The organism is Qipengyuania sp., assembly GCF_965277845.1.
Classification (GTDB): domain Bacteria; phylum Pseudomonadota; class Alphaproteobacteria; order Sphingomonadales; family Sphingomonadaceae; genus Qipengyuania.
Map to the genome: position 1 here is coordinate 2,652,669 of NZ_OZ255844.1, position 17,452 is coordinate 2,670,120.

The 17,452-nt window shown below is 62.5% G+C and carries 17 protein-coding genes; 7 read left to right on the forward strand and 10 right to left on the reverse strand.

The annotated features are described in order from the left end of the window. Positions 1 to 140 precede the first annotated feature (140 nt). The gene (mazG, locus tag ACQY4G_RS12985) at positions 141 to 905 is read left to right on the forward strand and encodes a nucleoside triphosphate pyrophosphohydrolase (RefSeq protein ID WP_421991446.1); all 765 of its coding nucleotides are present in this window, start codon (positions 141 to 143) and stop codon (positions 903 to 905) included. Here mazG and hflX read toward each other — a convergent pair. The 7 genes from hflX to dusB all read right to left on the reverse strand — a co-directional run bounded on the left by hflX (position 902) and on the right by dusB (position 10,129). After that, positions 902 to 2,200 (reverse strand): GTPase HflX, encoded by a 1,299-nt coding sequence (gene hflX / locus ACQY4G_RS12990; RefSeq protein WP_421991448.1) that lies wholly within the window; start codon positions 2,198 to 2,200, stop codon positions 902 to 904. The two genes, mazG and hflX, sit on opposite strands and share 4 nt — an antisense overlap. A 17-nt stretch (positions 2,201 to 2,217) precedes the next feature. After that, complete coding sequence (gene hfq / locus ACQY4G_RS12995) at positions 2,218 to 2,757, reverse strand: RNA chaperone Hfq (RefSeq protein WP_291171105.1); 540 nt, start codon at positions 2,755 to 2,757, stop codon at positions 2,218 to 2,220. Positions 2,758 to 2,924: 167 nt separating this feature from the next. Next, complete coding sequence (locus tag ACQY4G_RS13000; RefSeq protein WP_067689082.1) at positions 2,925 to 4,310, reverse strand: sigma-54-dependent transcriptional regulator; 1,386 nt, start codon at positions 4,308 to 4,310, stop codon at positions 2,925 to 2,927. A 6-nt stretch (positions 4,311 to 4,316) separates the two neighbouring features. Continuing rightward, the gene (locus tag ACQY4G_RS13005) at positions 4,317 to 6,548 is read right to left on the reverse strand and encodes a sensor histidine kinase (RefSeq protein ID WP_421991450.1); all 2,232 of its coding nucleotides are present in this window, start codon (positions 6,546 to 6,548) and stop codon (positions 4,317 to 4,319) included. A gap of 84 nt (positions 6,549 to 6,632) precedes the next feature. Further along, positions 6,633 to 8,045: a nitrogen regulation protein NR(I) gene (gene ntrC / locus ACQY4G_RS13010; RefSeq protein WP_421991452.1), complete on the reverse strand. Its 1,413-nt coding sequence runs from the start codon at positions 8,043 to 8,045 to the stop codon at positions 6,633 to 6,635. Positions 8,046 to 8,054: 9 nt separating this feature from the next. Next, positions 8,055 to 9,113 carry a two-component system sensor histidine kinase NtrB gene (locus tag ACQY4G_RS13015; RefSeq protein ID WP_421991454.1) on the reverse strand — a complete coding sequence of 353 codons (1,059 nt, stop codon included), beginning with the start codon at positions 9,111 to 9,113 and terminating at the stop codon, positions 8,055 to 8,057. Further along, positions 9,110 to 10,129, reverse strand: a complete 1,020-nt coding sequence (gene dusB / locus ACQY4G_RS13020; protein WP_421991456.1) for a tRNA dihydrouridine synthase DusB — start codon at positions 10,127 to 10,129, stop codon at positions 9,110 to 9,112. Before dusB ends, ACQY4G_RS13015 begins: the two co-directional genes overlap by 4 nt. An 82-nt stretch (positions 10,130 to 10,211) precedes the next feature. Between dusB and ACQY4G_RS13025 the strand changes: the two genes are divergently transcribed. Then, a complete protein-coding gene (locus ACQY4G_RS13025; protein WP_421991458.1) occupies positions 10,212 to 11,354 on the forward strand; it encodes a bifunctional 2-C-methyl-D-erythritol 4-phosphate cytidylyltransferase/2-C-methyl-D-erythritol 2,4-cyclodiphosphate synthase in 1,143 nt (380 codons plus the stop codon). Between the two features lie 8 nt (positions 11,355 to 11,362). Then, on the forward strand, positions 11,363 to 11,866 hold the full coding sequence (locus ACQY4G_RS13030; RefSeq protein ID WP_291171122.1) for a CinA family protein: 504 nt from the start codon (positions 11,363 to 11,365) through the stop codon (positions 11,864 to 11,866). On the opposite strand, the gene ACQY4G_RS13035 is transcribed toward ACQY4G_RS13030, so the two are convergent. Then, positions 11,863 to 12,318 (reverse strand): type II toxin-antitoxin system RatA family toxin, encoded by a 456-nt coding sequence (locus ACQY4G_RS13035; RefSeq protein ID WP_067689106.1) that lies wholly within the window; start codon positions 12,316 to 12,318, stop codon positions 11,863 to 11,865. The genes ACQY4G_RS13030 and ACQY4G_RS13035 overlap by 4 nt on opposite strands. Further along, the gene (lipA, locus tag ACQY4G_RS13040; RefSeq protein ID WP_421991460.1) at positions 12,318 to 13,259 is read right to left on the reverse strand and encodes a lipoyl synthase; all 942 of its coding nucleotides are present in this window, start codon (positions 13,257 to 13,259) and stop codon (positions 12,318 to 12,320) included. The genes ACQY4G_RS13035 and lipA overlap by 1 nt, the downstream gene beginning before the upstream one ends. Before the next feature lie 97 nt (positions 13,260 to 13,356). Here lipA and ACQY4G_RS13045 point away from each other — a divergent pair, with 97 nt between their 5' ends. The 4 genes from ACQY4G_RS13045 to ACQY4G_RS13060 are packed head-to-tail and all read left to right on the forward strand — an operon-like array spanning position 13,357 to position 16,060. Further along, a complete protein-coding gene (locus ACQY4G_RS13045; protein WP_291171126.1) occupies positions 13,357 to 14,340 on the forward strand; it encodes a sodium-dependent bicarbonate transport family permease in 984 nt (327 codons plus the stop codon). Beyond that, positions 14,337 to 14,645, forward strand: coding sequence for a P-II family nitrogen regulator (locus ACQY4G_RS13050; protein WP_067689112.1), 309 nt, complete (start codon positions 14,337 to 14,339; stop codon positions 14,643 to 14,645). Before ACQY4G_RS13045 ends, ACQY4G_RS13050 begins: the two co-directional genes overlap by 4 nt. Continuing rightward, positions 14,645 to 15,286, forward strand: coding sequence for a carbonic anhydrase (locus tag ACQY4G_RS13055; RefSeq protein ID WP_421991462.1), 642 nt, complete (start codon positions 14,645 to 14,647; stop codon positions 15,284 to 15,286). Before ACQY4G_RS13050 ends, ACQY4G_RS13055 begins: the two co-directional genes overlap by 1 nt. 54 nt (positions 15,287 to 15,340) lie before the next feature. Then, a complete protein-coding gene (locus ACQY4G_RS13060; protein WP_067689122.1) occupies positions 15,341 to 16,060 on the forward strand; it encodes an NYN domain-containing protein in 720 nt (239 codons plus the stop codon). Between the two features lie 57 nt (positions 16,061 to 16,117). Here ACQY4G_RS13060 and ACQY4G_RS13065 read toward each other — a convergent pair whose 3' ends face one another. Beyond that, positions 16,118 to 17,410, reverse strand: a complete 1,293-nt coding sequence (locus ACQY4G_RS13065; RefSeq protein ID WP_421991464.1) for a hypothetical protein — start codon at positions 17,408 to 17,410, stop codon at positions 16,118 to 16,120. Positions 17,411 to 17,452 lie beyond the last annotated feature (42 nt).

Here is a 17,452-nt window from a genome sequence, read left to right on the forward strand (position 1 = left end):
GACGTTCTATCGTTCGCCTCAGCCAATGTTTCCCGACATCGTTCATTTAACATAATATATATTATCGTCGCAGTAGTCAGGGTGGGGATGGTGTCGCGCGTCCTCTATCGCGCTCCTGCCCCACTGGCTAGATTGGCCCGATGTCCGACCAGACCGACAGACTGCTGAAAATCATGGCGCGGCTGCGCGACCCGGAAACGGGCTGCGAATGGGATACCGCCCAGAGCTTCGCGACCATTGCGCCTTACACGATCGAGGAAGCCTACGAAGTCGCCGACGCCATCGAGCGCGCCGACATGGACGACCTGCGCGGCGAATTGGGCGATTTGCTCTTCCAGGTCGTCTTCCATGCCCGGATGGCCGAAGAAAGCGGAGATTTTGGCTACGAGGACGTCGCGCGCGACATTGCGGACAAGATGGTTGCTCGCCATCCGCATATCTTCGGCGACGAAGGCGGCGTTATGGAAGATCGGCGCTGGGAAGACCTCAAGGCGGCCGAGCGCGCGGCTTCCGGCGCGACGAGCTCCATGGATGGCGTGGCCAAGGCGCTCCCGGCGCTGCTTCGTTCGCACAAGCTCCAAAAACGAGCGGCACGAGTCGGTTTCGAATGGCCCGATGTCGAAGGACCAATCGCGAAGCTTCAGGAAGAAATCGAAGAACTCGACCAGGCAAAGACGGGCGAGGATCGCCTGATGGAGGCCGGCGACGTCCTATTCGCCGCGGTCAACATCGTGCGCCGTTACGGCGTCGATCCCGAACAGGCTTTGCGCGCCTCCAATGCAAAATTCGAGAGGCGCTTCAGGAAGATGGAGAAGATAGCTGCAAGTGAGCAAGAGGATTTCTCTCGTCTCGATCTCGATTCGCAGGAAGAATACTGGCAGCGCGCCAAGCGCGAGATAGGCTAGCCGATCGCCTCGAACTGGCCCAGCTCCTTGGGATTGAGCCGCACCGTAATGCGCCGCATGGCGCCGCCCTCATCGTCCGCGACATCCTCGATCACTTCCCCATGGGCATGCAGCCAAGCGATCCTGCGACCGTCGCTGGCCGGAACCTCGAAGGTTCGAAGCGAGGCATTGCGGGTCAGCATTTCTCCTAGCCGTTCGAGCAGGAGATCGACGCCCTCGCCCGTTACAGCAGATGTGGCGACGATATGCTCATCGGCCTCTACCTGCGCAGCCAGATCGTCTGCGGCTTCGGGAGTTAGGCGGTCCCATTTGTTCCAGACTTCGAGGATCGGTATCGAGGCATCCTCCCCCTCCCCCCCGACGACGTCGAGGTCGCGTAGGACCTGCAGCACTTGCGCCTTCTGCGCAGCAGTCGAAGGGTTCGAAATGTCGCGCACGTGACAGATGACATCCGCCGATGTCACTTCCTCCAATGTCGCGCGAAAGGCCGCGACGAGCTGTGTGGGCAGGTCCGAAATAAACCCGACCGTATCCGAGAGGATCGCCTTCTCGACCCCCGGCAAGGCAATCGCGCGCATCGTCGGGTCGAGAGTGGCGAAAAGCAGATCCTCCGCCATCACCCCTGCCCCTGTCAGGCGATTGAACAGCGTCGATTTGCCCGCATTGGTATAGCCGACCAGCGCGACTACCGGCCACGGCGCACGCTCACGCCGCTCGCGGTGCAGGCCACGCGTCTTGCGGACCTGCTCCAACTCCTTGCGCAGGCGGCCCATGCGCTGGCGGATCATTCGCCGGTCGGCTTCGATCTGCGTTTCGCCCGGCCCGCCGAGGAAGCCGAAACCGCCGCGTTGGCGTTCGAGGTGGGTCCAACTGCGCACCAGGCGGCTTTGCTGGTAATCGAGATGCGCCAGTTCGACCTGCAGGCGACCTTCCGCGGTGGCTGCGCGTTCGCCGAAGATTTCCAGGATCAGCCCGGTTCGGTCGATCACCTTGCGCCCGAGTTTTTCCTCGAGATTGCGTTGCTGAATCGGGCTGAGCGCCCCGTCGACGACGACCAGTTCGGCCTCGTTCTGCTCGCAGGAGGTCCGGATATTGTCGACCTGCCCGGCGCCGAACAGGAGATTGGGACGCACGTCACGCACCGGCAGGACGAAGCTTTCGGCGATCACTATCCCGATCGCGAGAGCAAGCCCCTCCGCTTCCGCGAGGCGCGAATGGGCATCGAGGTCGTAGGCCATGCCACGGATATCCGGACACACCACGAGGGCCCGCGCCCCGCGGGAGACCTCGCCCATCAAATCATCGTCGAAACTCAGCTGTCGTCCTCTTCCCAATCCTCGGTCAGATCGACCGGAGTGGCTGGCTGGATCGTCGATACGGCATGCTTGTAAGCCAGTTGCACATAGCCGTCGCGTTCCAGGAGCATGCAGAACAGGTCGTAAGCAGCGATTTTGCCCTGCAGCATCACGCCGTTGACGAGAAACATCGTCACCTGTGCTTCGGCCTGCCGCACGCGACTGAGGAAAACGTCCTGCAGCAGGCGCTGCTTGGCACCCGAGCCCTGGCTGACGAACTGGCTGGTATCGATCGGCTGCGCGGGCATGATGGTGCTGATCGCGTGCTTGTAGACCAGTTGCGACTGGCCGTCGCGGCGCAGCAGGATCGAGAAATTGTCGAACCAGGTTACGATGCCCTGCAGCTTGACGCCCTTGACGAGAAACATCGTCACCGGCGCCTTGTTCTTGCGCAATAAATTCAGGAATGCGTCCTGCAGGTTCGGAGGACGGTTACCTTGCCCGCTTTCGGGCGGTTTTGAACGCGGTCGTGCCGAGAGTGTTCGATCGCCGGACATGTCTTTTCCCGTTTCTTGGCGGCCTTTCGAAAGACCGCAATCTGGGCGCCCACCACGCCCGAGTGTGTTCGCCAATCGGTAGGAACATAGGTATCGTGGAAGATAATCTCAAATGGCGCAACGTATTCCTGATTGTGTCAGAGAACGCGCAACTTGGGCCGTGCGCATCAGTTCTTGCGATCGGCACCTTTGCGTTCGACCATGCCGAGCAGCTTGAGTTTGCGATGCAGCGCCGATCGTTCCATGCCGATGAAATTCGCGGTTTTGGAAATGTTTCCCGAGAACCTGCGGATCTGCACGGTAAGATACTCGCGCTCGAAATTCTCGCGCGCTTCGCGTAGCGGGGCGCCCATCATCGCTCCGACACCGCCGTTTCCTCCGGCCTTCCCGCCCAGCACCTCTTCGGGCAGCATGTCGACCTCGATCTGCTCGAGGTTTTCGCGCGGCGTCAGGATGATGGTGCGTTCGACCACATTGCGCAGCTGGCGCACATTACCCGGCCAGTCATAGGCTTGAAGCGCCGCCATCGCCTCCTCGCTGATCGTGGGCGGACGCAAACCCTGCTCGGTCGCATAGCGGGCGAAGAAGCTGTCGGCGAGCGAGGGTATATCGTCGCGTCGCTCGGCGAGTGATGGAACCTCCACCGGGACCACGTTGAGGCGATAGAAGAGATCCTCGCGAAAGCGCTTTTCCTCCATCTCCGTCGCAAGGTCGCGCGACGTGGACGAAACTACCCGAACATCGACGCCGATCTGACGCGTGCCGCCAACACGGACGAAACTCTGTTCGGTCAACACCCGCAGGATGCGCGCCTGGGTGGAAAGCGGCATGTCCGCCACTTCATCGAGAAAAAGGGTGCCCCCATCCGCCGTCTCGAGCAGGCCCGGCCGAACCAGCTTTCCTTCGGCTTCTTCTCCGAACAGCTCCTCTTCGAAACGTTCGGGCGTGATGCGGGCCGAGTTCACGATCACGAAGGCCTTGTCCGCCCGATGGCTCCAGCTGTGCAGCAGGCGCGCGGCGACTTCCTTACCGGCTCCCGCCGGGCCGGTTACGAGAACCCGACTGCCAGTGCCGGCAACCCTCTTGAGCGTCGCCCTAACCGCGTTGATGACCGCGGAATTCCCCGTGAACTCGTCTCCCTGAACAAGGTTTTCGCGCAGACGCGTGTTCTCGCGGCGCAGGCGCTCGGTCTCGGTCGCGCGTTCCACGAGGTGGAGCAAGCGCTCGGCTTCGAATGGCTTTTCGATGAAGTCGACAGCTCCGCGGCTGACTGCGCTGACCGCGGTATCGATATTGCCGTGACCGGAAAATATGATCACCGGCAGGTCCGGTTCGCGTACCTTGATCGCGTCGAGCACCTCGAGCCCGTCCATCGGGCTGCCGTGCAACCAGACGTCGAGCAAGACGAGGCTCGGCCGCTTTTCGTCGACCGCATCGAGGGCCGACGTACTGTCACCGGCGGTGCGGCATTCATAGCCTTCGTCGCTCAGCACTCCGGCGACCAGTTCGCGGATGTCGCGTTCGTCGTCGACGATCAGAATATCCAGCGCCATGCGTCCCTATCCTTCTCTTCTCATGCTTGCCTGCGCATCGCCAACGCTGGCGAGCGGGTCGCGCGCAAACCGCATCGTCACGCGCGTGCCCCCGGTATCGACCGAGGTGAATGTCATTTCGCCGCCATGTTCCTCGACGATCTTGTTGACGATCGCGAGGCCCAGTCCCGTGCCCTTCTCGCGCGTGGTGACATAGGGATCGAGGATGTTTTCTCGGTCCTGTGGCAAGCCGATTCCGTTGTCCTGTACCGATACGGCCAGTGCCTCATCGTCGGATTGGACCTCGACCAGGATCTTCCCGCGATAGTCAACATCCGCGGACTGCGCCTTCGTTTCGATCGCCTCGTAGGCATTTTTCAACGTATTGGTTAGTGCCTGGCCGAGTTGATGCCGGTCGCATTGGATGCGAATGGGGCCGCCATCGGGCGCGATGAGCCGGTAGTCGATTTCCGGATGTGCAACCTCTTGGAGGAACAGCGACTGGCGCACCAGGTCGAGCGCATCCTCGGGCCGAAAGCTTGGCTTCGGAAGCCGTGCGAAGCTGGAAAACTCGTCCACCATCTTACGCAGATCGCCAACCTGTCGCACGATCGTGCTCGTCAATTCGTCGAACAGTTCGCCATCGCTTTCGATTTGCTTGCGATAGCGACGCTTGAGACGTTCTGTGGCGAGCTGGATCGGAGTCAGCGGGTTCTTGATTTCGTGTGCGATACGCCGCGCGACATCGGACCAGGCGGCCTGCCGCTGGTCGAGCAACTGGCGCGTGATATCTTCGAAAGTGATCACGTGCCCGTCACTTTCGCGGCCGATCTTCACCGCGAGTGTCAGCAATTCGCCGCTACGGTTGTGCGATACGACGCCCTGCGTCAGCCCCGCCTTTACCATGGCACCGATCTGAGGCGCCAATTCGTCGAGCGTACCCGGCGGGCTTTTCACATCCGTGTCCTGGCCGAGCATGGATTGCGCCGGGGCGTTCATCAAAAGGATGTTAAGATCGCTGTCGACCGAGATCACGCCCGCACTGACCGATTCCAGCACCGCTTCGATGAAGCTGCGGCGCTCCTCTAGCTCAGTATTCGCGGACAGAAGCGCATCGGTCTGCTTTTCGAGCTGTGCGGTCATCCGGTTGAAGGCCCGGTTGAGCAGGCCGATTTCATCCGCACCAGTGCGCCCCTCGACCCGTAGTGCAAAGTTACCCGCGCCCACCTTGTCTGCGGCTGCGACGAGGTCTGTCAGGGGTTCCACCTGACGGTCGGCAAACCGCAGCGCGAACCATACAGCCAGTCCGACCAGGGCCAGCGATACAAAAAATAGCGCGAGATTGAAGCGTAGCTGCAGCGCGCGAGCGCGCTTGGTCAATTCATCATAGGCGGTCGAGATAGAACGCGCCGATTGCCAGCTGCGAAAGGTGCCCGCCTCGGCGTTGCGTGCGGTGTATAGGTATATCCCGGCCTCGCGGTCGATCGGCGCGACCGCCTCGATCCGTTCGGGACTGCCACGCACCGCTACTTGCGCCCCGCCCGAAAGCTGCGCCAGCGAATCCTGCGCGAAGGCCCGTGGGTCGCTCTCCTCGTTGAGGCCATAAACGACAGCGGTGCGCATCGTCGCGTCGGGCATTGCCTGCAGGATGGCGCTCTCGATGACATCGCGCGGTTCGGCCTGGTACTGGTATACCAGCGCGAAATTCGGATCGGTCACTTGTACCCGACCGAGAATCGCGCGCATGTCCATCGCCATCGAGATGGTTTCGTTGGCCAGATCGAGCTGGTTCTCCTCGTAATAGCCCTCGGCAAGTTGGTTTGCATTCTCCATCAGCCCGCGCGAATCGTCGGAGAACCAGAAATCGACGCCGGACTGGAACAGGAAGGCTGCAAATCCCGCCACCAAAAGCGTCGGCACGGCCGCAATCATCGAGAAGAAAAACACCAGCCTGACATGCAGCCGCGCCGTGCTCCCCGCGGCGCGGCGCAATGCTATGCGGCGACCTGCGAGGACGAGCAGCGCCATCGCCGGAACGAGCGTGCCGATGAGCAGGCCCGCGACTTGTCGCGAAGGCAGCAGAGCGCCGTTGGGTGGGGCGTTGGTGAAGGTAGCCCAGGTGCTCGCCACCATCACGAGGAAGGCAATGGCAGCCAGCGCTTCGATATAGGCGAAGATGTTCTGCCGCCGCGCCGTCACGACGAACCTGCGCCACCAGCGCGGCGTCTGCCGCCTCGTTCCTGCTACGCTCGTCGCCATCGTGGCGCGCTTACAACTGCCCTGTTGCACATTTGCAAGTATAAAATCGACAAACGGAGGTCCGCGCCAGCCGCAGCGCAGCGACTAACGCCTACGCGCGAATGCTTCCGGCGCGATGTCCAGTTCCGAGAGCCTCTTGCGCAGCGTGTTGCGATTTATGCCCAGAAGCCGCGCTGCACGCAGCTGATTGCCCTCGGTGCGTTCGAGAGCGAGTTCGAAGAGCGGCTTTTCGAAGGCTGCCAGTGCGGCGTGATACAATGCGCCATCGGCCGGGCGGGCGCTCTCGATCCACGCTTCCACGGCTGATTCGAGGCCGACCCTGTCGTCCCCTTCGTCGCGGGGTTTGGTAGGCGGAAGGATATCGTCGACCGCGCCTTTGTCGATCGTATCTTCGCGTGCCATCAATGCGAGACGGAACACAGCATTGCGCAATTCGCGCACATTTCCCCGCCATTCGCGCGCGGTGAGCGCTGCAATGGCATCGGCACTCGCCACCCGGGCAGGCAAGCCCTCATCCGACGCCTGGCCGAGGAAATGCCGCACCAGCGCGGCGATATCCTCGCGGCGCTCGCGCAGGGGAGGCAGGTGGATCGGCACCACATTGAGGCGATAATAGAGATCTTCGCGGAACCGGCCATCCGCAATCATCGGTGCAAGGTCGCGATTGGTTGCTGCGACGATGCGGACGTCGACCCCGATTTCCTGTCGCCCGCCGACCCGGCGGATGGTGCCCGATTGCAGAGCGCGCAATAGCCGAGTTTGCGCCTCGGCCGGCATGTCGCCGATCTCGTCCAGAAACAGTGTCCCGCCATTGGCCTGTTCGAACTTGCCAATCTGCTGGCCTATAGCGCCGGTGAAGGCGCCGCGTTCGTGTCCGAACAATTCGCTTTCGAGCAATTCGTGCGGGATGGCCGCCATATTGACTGCGACGAACGGACCGGTCTTGCGTGCGCCGAGCTCGTGGATCGCTTCGGCGACGAGTTCCTTGCCGGTGCCGCTTTCCCCGGTAATCAACACCGTAAGGTCGTTGCGCAGCACACGGGTGATCATGCGGAATACGCCCTGCATCGCCGGGCTCCGCCCGATCAGGGGCAAGGCGCTGTCCTCACCCTCGCCCACATTCTCCGGGGCAGGTCGGCTGGCGACCGCCTGCGCAACCGCCTGTGTCAATTCATCGAGATCGAACGGCTTGGGGAAGTATTCGAAGGCATCGCTGTCGCTGGCGCGGACCGCCGTATCGAGTGTGTTCTGCGCGGACAGGACGATTACCGGGACATCGGGCGCGAGAGCGCGGACGGTATGGATCGAGGCAAGTCCGTCACCATCCTCGAGCATAACATCGGTGAGAATGACGTCGAATCGGTGTTCGGCGAGCAAGGCGTCGCGTTTGGCGAGGCTTTCGCAAGTCGTTACGTCGAAGCCTTCCTCGCGCAGGGCCTCGGTAATGACCGTGGCAATGCCCTTGTCGTCCTCGACCAGCAGAACTGAGTGCGTCATCGTTATCCCCTAACCCACGACCGGCAGGTTAATGCGGAAATGCGTTAGCTCCGCACGATCGTCGCGCTCGTGCGAGATGCGACCACCCATGTCGCGCAAGAGCTTGCGGACGAGGGCGAGGCCCAGACCCTGGCCGTGCGGCTTGCTCGAAACGAAGGGTTCGAAGACATGGTCGCGCAACGCCGGATCGATCCCCGGACCGCTATCGGTAACAGTGATTTCAATGGGCAGGCGCGTCGCCTTTCCCAGGCGGATGGTGTTGAACACGAGACCGCTGACGAAGCGAGTTCGAACGATGACGGGCTGGTCCCGATCCTTGCTCGCATCGCAAGCATTGGCGATCAGGTTGATGAGTACCTGCTCGAGCGCACCCTGGTCGGCGGCCACGGGCGGGAGCGAGGGGTCGAACTCCTCGACCAGCTCGCAGGGCTCGCTGCGCCCTGCCCTCACAGTGGCCATAGCGTTGCGGATCGCTTGGTGGAGGTTGCAGGGGCCGGTGATCTCGACCGGCTTTGCTCCCAGCTGCTGCATGCGATCGATCAGCCCCGCGATGCGGTCCACTTCGGCCGAAATCATCCGTGCGAGCGGCTTGTCCTTGCCGGCCGCCCGCCGGGTCAGCAGCTGGCTGGCCCCACGAATGGCGGATAGCGGGTTCTTGATTTCGTGCGCTAGGACGGCAGGCGCGCGGAGCTCGACCCGCTCGGTCTCGTCCTCGTCATTGTCCTGCTGGCCGGCATCGGAGAGCGTGACGACCCGCCATCCCGCAGCGCCGTGCATCGGCGAACTGCTGATGTTCACCCGGCGGTCTCCGATCGACGTCGCTATCGTGACACCGCGCGCTATGACTTGCGAGTCGGAGGTCGAAAGCTTGTCGCTCAGACGCTGGTCGGAAATCCCCACCACGTCCCAAATCCGCTTTTCGCACAACTTGCGAGCGCTGCGGCCTAGCATTTCTTCCGCCGCGTGGTTCGCTTCGACGATCCGGTCGTCCTCGTCGAGCAGCAGGACGGCGAAGATCAGCGCGGCGATCTGGGCCCGCGCGTCGGGTGCGCCGACAGGCGAGCTCACGCGGCCCGGCGCCGGAGGAACGGTTCGTAGAAGCGTTCGATTTCCTCAAGAACCTTGGTAGGATCGTCGATGAAGTTGACGAGATTTCTGAACTCGGCGGAACCGTGCATTCCCTTGGTGTACCAGCCCAGATGCTTGCGCGCGATCTTGGCTCCGACTCCCTCGCCATAATGGTCGAGCATCATTGTATAATGCTCGACCAGCGTCTCGTACTGCTCGTCGAAGCTCGGGCTTTCGAGCACTTCGCCCGTGCGCCACCAATGCATGACCTGACCCAAGAGCCACGGTTTTCCATAGGCGCCGCGGCCGATCATGATGCCGTCGGCACCGGACTGATCGAGCGCCTTTGCAGCATCGTCGACCGTGCAGATGTCGCCGTTGGCAATGACCGGGATCGATACCGCTTCCTTGACCTTGCGGATGAAGGCCCAGTCGGCATGCCCCTTGTACATCTGGTTGCGCGTGCGGCCGTGGACCGTGATCATCTTGACCCCGAGGTCCTCGGCAATTCGCGCGAGTTCGGGGGCGTTGAGATCGGCATGATCCCAGCCCATGCGCATCTTTACCGTGACGGGCACGTCGACTGCCTTGACGGTCGCTTCCATGAGTCTGGTCGCGAGCGGGACCTCGCGCATCAGCGCGGAACCGGCGAGCTGGCCGACGACTTTGCGGACCGGGCAGCCGAAATTGATGTCGATGATCGCGGCGCCATTGCCTTCCTGCAGCTTGGCCGCCTCGGCCATGCTCACGGGATCGCAGCCGACGAGCTGCATCGAGACCGGTTCTTCGGTCGCATCCCACGCCGCCTTCTGGATGCTCTGCCGCGTCTCGCGGATAGCGGCCTCGCTGGCAATCATCTCGGTGACGTTGAGCCCCGAGCCGTAGCGGCGCACGAGCTTGCGGAACGGCAGGTCGGTCACACCCGTCATGGGCGCGAGCACGACCGGCGTGTCGATCGACACGTCGCCGACGAGGATCGGCTTCGGCGGCGCCGGAGGAAGGGGATGCGTGGTCATGCTGGGTTTCATTGCCTAAATATTGGGCAGGCACATAGTGCGTTGCAGCGAAAACGGCAAGCGGCTAGCGCGCAGCTTTCGTATGCAGGACACGAGTCCCCTCCCCTCCTTCGCCGCAATCGTGGTCGCTGCCGGGCAAGGCCTGCGCGCCGGGCAGCCGCTGCCCAAGCAGTTCGCGCCATGGCGCGGGAAACCGGTCGTGCGGCATTCGGTCGAAACCCTGCTGGCGGCGGGTGCCAGCCCACTGGTCGTCGCCATTCCCGAAAACGGTGAAGAGGCCGCGCAGCAAGTCTTGGTAGGCCTCGACGGCTATGATCTCGTGATCGGTGGAACGACCAGGCAGCAATCCGTTGCCCGCGCGCTCGAAGCGGTTGGGAGGGCTGAGCGGGTCCTCATTCACGATGCCGCCCGGCCGGACCTGCCGCGCGAGGTGATCGCACGCCTGCTCGCCGCTCTTTCCGATCATCCGGGAGCCATACCCGTCCTGCCGGTGGTCGACAGCCTGTCGATCGACACCGACGGCGTGATGACGGGCTCTGCAGAGCGCGAGAGCCTGCGCCGGGTCCAAACACCGCAGGCGTTCCGGTTTGACGACATTTTCGCCGCCCATGCCGCCTGGCAGGGCGACGCTGGCGCGGGCGACGATGCGCAGGTGCTGTGCGCGGCGGGTGGCTCTGTCGTGCATGTCCCCGGCGACGAACGCCTCGCCAAACTGACATATGCGGAGGATTTCATGACCGAATTGCCTGCCGTGCGGACAGGAATGGGTTTCGATGTCCACCGCCTGGCCGAAGGAGAGGAGCTGTGGTTGGGCGGCGTGCGTATCGAACACGATCGCGGCCTTGCCGGGCACAGCGATGCGGATGTTGCGCTCCACGCCATCGTCGATGCACTTCTCGGTGCGATTGCCGATGGTGACATCGGCAGCCATTTCCCGCCCAACGACCCGCAATGGAAGGGTGCGAGCAGCGACCGGTTCGTGCGCCACGCCGCCAGTCTGGTCCGCGACGCTGGCTATCGTGTCGGCAATATCGACCTCACGATCATTTGCGAGGCACCGAAGATCGGCCCCCACCGCGACGCCATGCGCAGGCGTATCGCCGAACTGCTCGCCGTTGACATCGGAGCGATATCGGTAAAGGCCACCACTACCGAGCGCCTTGGTTTCACCGGGCGCGGCGAGGGGATCGCGGCGCAGGCGATCGCTACCGTCCTGAGCAATTGAGGAACACCATGCCCCTCGAAGCCCTCCTCCCCGAAGATATCGATGCGCTGGCGAAACGCGTGGTCGAAGAGAACACCGCCGCCGGGCGCAAGGTCGTGCTGGCCGAAAGCTGCACCGGCGGTCTGGTAGCCGCCGCACTGACCGAGATTGCAGGGTCTTCTGCGGTGCTGGACCGCGGCTTCGTGACCTATTCGAACGAATCCAAGATGGAATGCCTCGATGTTTCGCTGGAGATCATCGAGACTTTCGGCGCGGTATCGATTGCCTGCGCCTGGGCCATGGCAAAGGGCGCCCTCGAAAAGAGCAACGCAGATGTCGCAGTGGCGATCAGCGGGGTAGCCGGCCCAGGAGGAGGAACCGACCTCAAGCCTGTCGGAACGGTTGTCTTCGCGCGCGTCGTGCGGGGTGAAGACGGCGAACCGGAAGGTGAACTCAAACTCTTCGACCCGACTACGCGCGCCGACATTCGCCGCAAGGCGACGATTTGCGCGCTGGAGCTATTGCTGCCCTAGAGGTTGGCTGCCGCGTTCTCGCGCCCGTAAAGCTCGTCCGCGCGGTCCTCGAAGGCCTGAACCATCTTGCGGAAGGCGCGGTCGAAATATTGCCCCGCCAGCGCTTCGAACACCGCATTGCGGAAGGTGAAGTCGACGCAGAAATCGACTTCGCATCCGCCGTCTTCGGTCGGAGAAAAGGTCCAGTTGTTGTCGAGGTCCTTTAGCGGCCCGTCGACATAGATCACCTCGATATGCTCGGGACGGTTCTTGAGAACGCGCGAGGTGAATTTCTCGCGAATCGCCTTGAAGCCGACCAGCATGTCGGCGATCATTTCCGTCTCGCTATCGGTTTTCACCCGCGTGGCGATCACCCAGGGCAGGAACTTTGAATAGTTGCCAACATCGGCAACCAGGTCGAACATCTGCTCCTGGCTATAGGGTAGGCGGCGCTTCTCGCGAATTCCGGGCATCAGGCGCCTTGCTTGGCCAGCTTCGCTTCTCGGGCGGCACGCATCTCGGCGAAATCGTCGCCCGCGTGGTAGCTCGAACGCGTCAGCGGGCTCGAAGCGACCTGCAGAAACCCCTTGGCCCGGGCGATCGACCCATAGGCGGCGAACTGTTTCGGCGTGACGAAATCCTCGACCTTGGCATGTTTGGGTGTCGGTTGGAGATACTGGCCCATCGTAATGAAATCGATGTCGGCGCTGCGCATGTCGTCCATCACCTGATGCACTTCGAGCCGGCCTTCCCCAAGGCCGAGCATGATGCCCGACTTGGTGAAGATCAGCGGGTTGTGCACCTTCACCTCTTCGAGCAGGCGCAGCGAGGCATAGTAGCGTGCGCCCGGGCGGATCGTCGGGTAGAGCCGCGGCACCGTCTCGAGATTGTGGTTGAAGACGTCCGGCCCCGCTTTGCAGATCTCGGCGATCGACTGCTTCATCCGGCCCTTGAAGTCGGGGGTCAGTATTTCGATCGTCGTGTCAGGTGTTTCGCGGCGCAGGGCGTTGATGACCTTGACGAACTGTCCCGCTCCGCGATCGGGCAGATCGTCGCGGTCTACGCTGGTGATGACGATATGTTCGAGGCCCATCGCGGCCGCGGCGGCAGCGGTGTGTTCGGGTTCGAGCGGATCGACCGGCATCGGCATGCCCGTCTTGATGTTGCAGAACCGGCAGGCGCGCGTGCAGGTGTCGCCGAGGATCATCACCGTGGCGTGCTTCTTTGTCCAGCATTCGCCGATATTGGGGCAGGCGGCTTCCTCGCACACGGTGTGCAGGTTCAGCTCGCGCATCAGCTTGCGCGTTTCCTGATAGCCCTTGCTGACCGGAGCCTTGACGCGGATCCAGTCGGGCTTGCGCTGCATCTTGGGGCGTTCGCCATCGGGTCGGGGTGCAGAGGAGAGATCGTTCATGTCGAGGCCCATCTAGGGGGCCACCCGCCCGCGGGCAAGCGGCATAGCTATTCGCACCGCTCTTGCCGGGCCCGTGACCCCGCGCTACGGCCCCGCCATGGACGCGACAACGCTACAGACCTTCACCTCGCCCGTGGTTCTGTTTTTCGTGCTCGGCATTCTGGCAGCCCTTGCCCGATCCGACCTTGCCATTCCCGAAGCCATCGCCAAGGGCATGTCGCTCTACCTGATGGCCGCGATCGGCCTGAAAGGCGGGGTAGCGGTATCCGAATCAGGGTTCAGCGTAACCGTCGTCATCGCGCTGGTAGCCGGCATCGCCGCCGGCTTCATTCTTCCGATTTTCGCGTTCTGGCTGATCCGCGGTTTCGGACGGTTGGACCGGATCAACGCCGGTGCCGTTGCCGCCCATTACGGCTCGATCAGCGTCGTGACCTTCGTCACCGCAGTCGAAATCCTCGAATTCCAGGGCAAGCCTTCGGCGGGCTACATGGTGGCGGTGATGGCCACCATGGAAAGCCCCGCGATCCTTGCCGGACTGCTGCTGGCGCGCGGCTTCGGCGCCGAGAACGGCCAGAGCATGCGCGAGATGCTGCATGAGGTGTTCTTCAACTCCTCGGTGGTGCTGTTGCTCGGTGCCTTCGCGATCGGACTCATCGGGGGAACCGATGGCTTTGCCGATGTCAGCCCCTTCTTCGAGGCGGGCTTCAAGGGCGTATTGTGCATCTTCCTGCTCGACATGGGCCTGATTGCCGCCCGCAGGATGATGGATTCGCGCGCCGTGACCTGGCGCCTCGGCGCGATCGCGATCTTCCTGCCGCTGGTGAACGGCGCGGTGGGTACGATCCTGGGCACCGTTGTGGGACTGGACGTCGGCTCGGCCGCCGCGCTGGGCGTGCTGTGCGCCAGCGCCAGCTACATTGCCGTCCCGGCCGCTATGCGGCTTGCCCTGCCCGAAGCGGATCCGGGCATCTATCTGACGATGTCTCTGAGCATCACCTTCCCCTTCAACGTACTCGTCAATATCGGCTTGATCAGCGCCTTCGCATCGATGATCGCCGGCCAGGGAGGTCTCGTCCCATGATCGAAACGGTAATCCGCAAGCGGATCGAAATCCTCTCCGACGTAGCTCTGGTACGCCGCGTGACCGACGCGATCGACCGTGCCGATATTACGGGTTGGACGATTACGCCGGTGCAATCGGGCAAGGGCCGCGACGGCCACTGGCGCGAGGAGCGGGTGATGGGGACGGACAAGGTCCTCGTCCTGACCATCGCGCCGGAAGACAAAGCGATGGCCTTGGCCGAGGACATCGCCCCCATCCTCACCAGCCATGGCTTGCTCTTGTCGATGTGGGACGTTCAGGTGATCCGTGGCGAGCGATTCTGATGCCTGAATATGCCGAGCTGCTGAAGGGGTATCAGCGCTTTCGCGAACACACATATCCGCGCCAGCGCGCTCGGTTCGAAGAAACTGCGATGGAGGGCCAGCACCCGAAGCTGATGGTGATCGGCTGTTCGGACAGCCGTGTCGATCCCGCGCAGATCTTCGACGTCGATCCCGGCGATATCTTTGTCGTGCGCAATGTCGCGGCGCTCGTTCCGCCGTTCGAGACGACGCCGGGCCTGCATGGCGTCTCCGCCGCAGTCGAATTCGCGGTGCAGATGCTTGAAGTGAAGCAGATCGTCGTCATGGGCCACGGACGCTGCGGCGGGTGCAAGGCGGCGCTTACACAGGATTTCTCGAGTGCAGCTCCGGGTGAAGGCGGCTTCGTGGCCAACTGGATCAACCTGCTGTCCGGGGTGCGCGAGCCGGTGGCCCGCAAGTATGGCACCAGCGGTCGCAAAGCGGAAATGGCGATGGAATTCGCCGCAATCCGACAGAGTCTTGCCAATCTGCGGACTTTCCCGTGGCTTGCCGAGAAGGAGCAGGCGGGCGACCTCAAGCTGCGCGGCGCGCATTTCTCGATCTACGAAGGCGTGCTCTACTCACTCGACGAAGAAACCGGCGAGTTCCTGCCCGAAGATTGAAACGCTGGACAATGGCCTTGCCCCGCCCTGTTCGCACGGCCATGTATCGCGCCTATGGCAGAATTCGAACAGCGCAACATCGCCCTCCTGATCGACTCGGACAATGCGAGCCCGGCCGGTATCGATCCGGTCCTGACCGTCCTTGCAGAACTCGGCCAGGTCAACATCCGGCGTGCATACGGCAATTGGCGCAAAACGAGCCTCAAGGGATGGATCGACCTGATGCACCGCTATGGTATCGAGCCGCAGCAGCAGTTCGACATGACCAAGGGCAAGAACGCGACGGACATGAAGATGACCATCGATGCCATGGACATGCTCTATCGCGGGCGGGTCCACGGCTTCGGCATCATGAGCTCGGACAGCGATTTCATGCCGCTCGCCATGCGCATCCGACAGGACGGCCTACCCGTCTATGGCTTTGGAGGAGCCAAGACGCCCGAGGCTTTCCGCCAAGCCTGCACCCGCTTCATCGACGTCAACGCGCTGGTCAGGGCAGAGAAGGAGGGCAACGGCAAGAGCGGCCCGAGCAAGGATTCAAACGTGCTCGATCAGGACCTGCTCGACCTGCTGTTCGACGCCTACGCCGCCAGCAAACGCGACGAGAACGGGTTTGCCAAGCTCGCCGAGGTCGGTCAGCGTGCGGGCAACCGCTCCAGCTTCGATACGCGCAATTACGGCTTCGCGCGCCTCACCGACCTGATAGAGGCGATCCCCAATTTCTCGGTTGAACGGCGCGCCAACGGGCAGAGCTTCGTCAAGCGACTGCGCTAAGAAAAAAGGGCGCGAACCACAGTCCGCGCCCTTCGTTTCGAGACAGGCTTTCAGCCCTTACATGGTCGCTTCGGCAGCCTGCTGGGTCGCGTAGATGGCCCAGAGGTTGGCGATCGCCTTGCGCGCGCCCTCGACCTTGTTGAAGGTCGCCTCGGCCTTGGCATAGTTCCCTTGGTCGAACTGCGCGATGCCCAGGCGCGTCATGACCATCGGCGTATTCACACCAGGCATGTTGAGCGCTTTGGCATAAAAGGTTTCCGCATCGGCGGGACGTTCCAGACCGAGGAGCGTGTCCCCAGCCGCAAGCACCGTGTTGATCGATGCACCCGCCGCATTGGCATCCGCGATGAGGCCGTCGATGTCCGCACGGTCCTGCGCGGCACGTTCCGCCGCCTGGCGGCGCGTATCGATTACATAGGGATCGGTCCTGTCGAGCTTGCCCGCAGCATAGCCCTCGTCGATAATCGAGACGACTTCCACCGGCAGGCGACGATAGTCGGCAGCCTCGACATATTCGAGATAGAGCTGGTCGTCGCGCAGCACGCCTACGCGTTGACCGAGGCGCAGAAGGTCGAGGATCTCGGGATTTTCGTATCCGCCGGTATTGAGCAGGATGGCGACTGCATCGCCCCAGCTGTCCGCCCCCGGATACTGGCTGACATACCAGCTCGAATATTTGTTCGCCTCGGAGGCCAGCTGGTTGTTGTAGGCTTGGGCCAGACCGCGGCGGAGCCATTCTTCGCTAACCGTCTCACCTGCCGCGACCTTGGCGTTGATGAGTTCGCTGAGGTAAGTCAGGCCCTGTTGCGGCTGACCTTCTGCGAAGTAGCTTTCGGCAACGAAAATGAGCGGGTCATTGTCCGTGTAACCGGCATCGGCTGCTGTCTGGAGATAGGTGCGCGCCTTCGCGTAATCGTCGAGCGAATAAGCCAGCTGGCCGGCCACGAAGTTGAACTGTCCAAGGTTAGCCTGAGGAACATTGCCGCTCTGAAGCATCATTTCCATGCCCTGCAGCGCGACAGCCTGGTCCTGCTGCTTGGCTGCATTCGAGTAAATGAAGCTGCCGGCGGCATAGCGATCGTCATCGTTCTCGATGGCCGCGATCAATCCCGGGAAGCCGGCCTTGAGCGTTGCGTAGTCGAGGGGCTCCGTCCCCGCGATGGCTTCGAGCGGTTTGTAGGCCTCGATGAAACCCGAAGAATATTCAGGCTTCGATTCCTCTTCCTTCTTCTGCGCGAAAGCGGGTGTTCCCAGCGCAGTCGCTGCAAGCGCACCACCAGTGGCCAGGGCTATAGCCAGAGCAAGGGTCGAGGCCGCACCATTCTTGCGGGCGAGATTAGTGAAAATCATGTATTGAACTCCCAAGAGTGGAAAGGGGGGATCGAGCGCTCC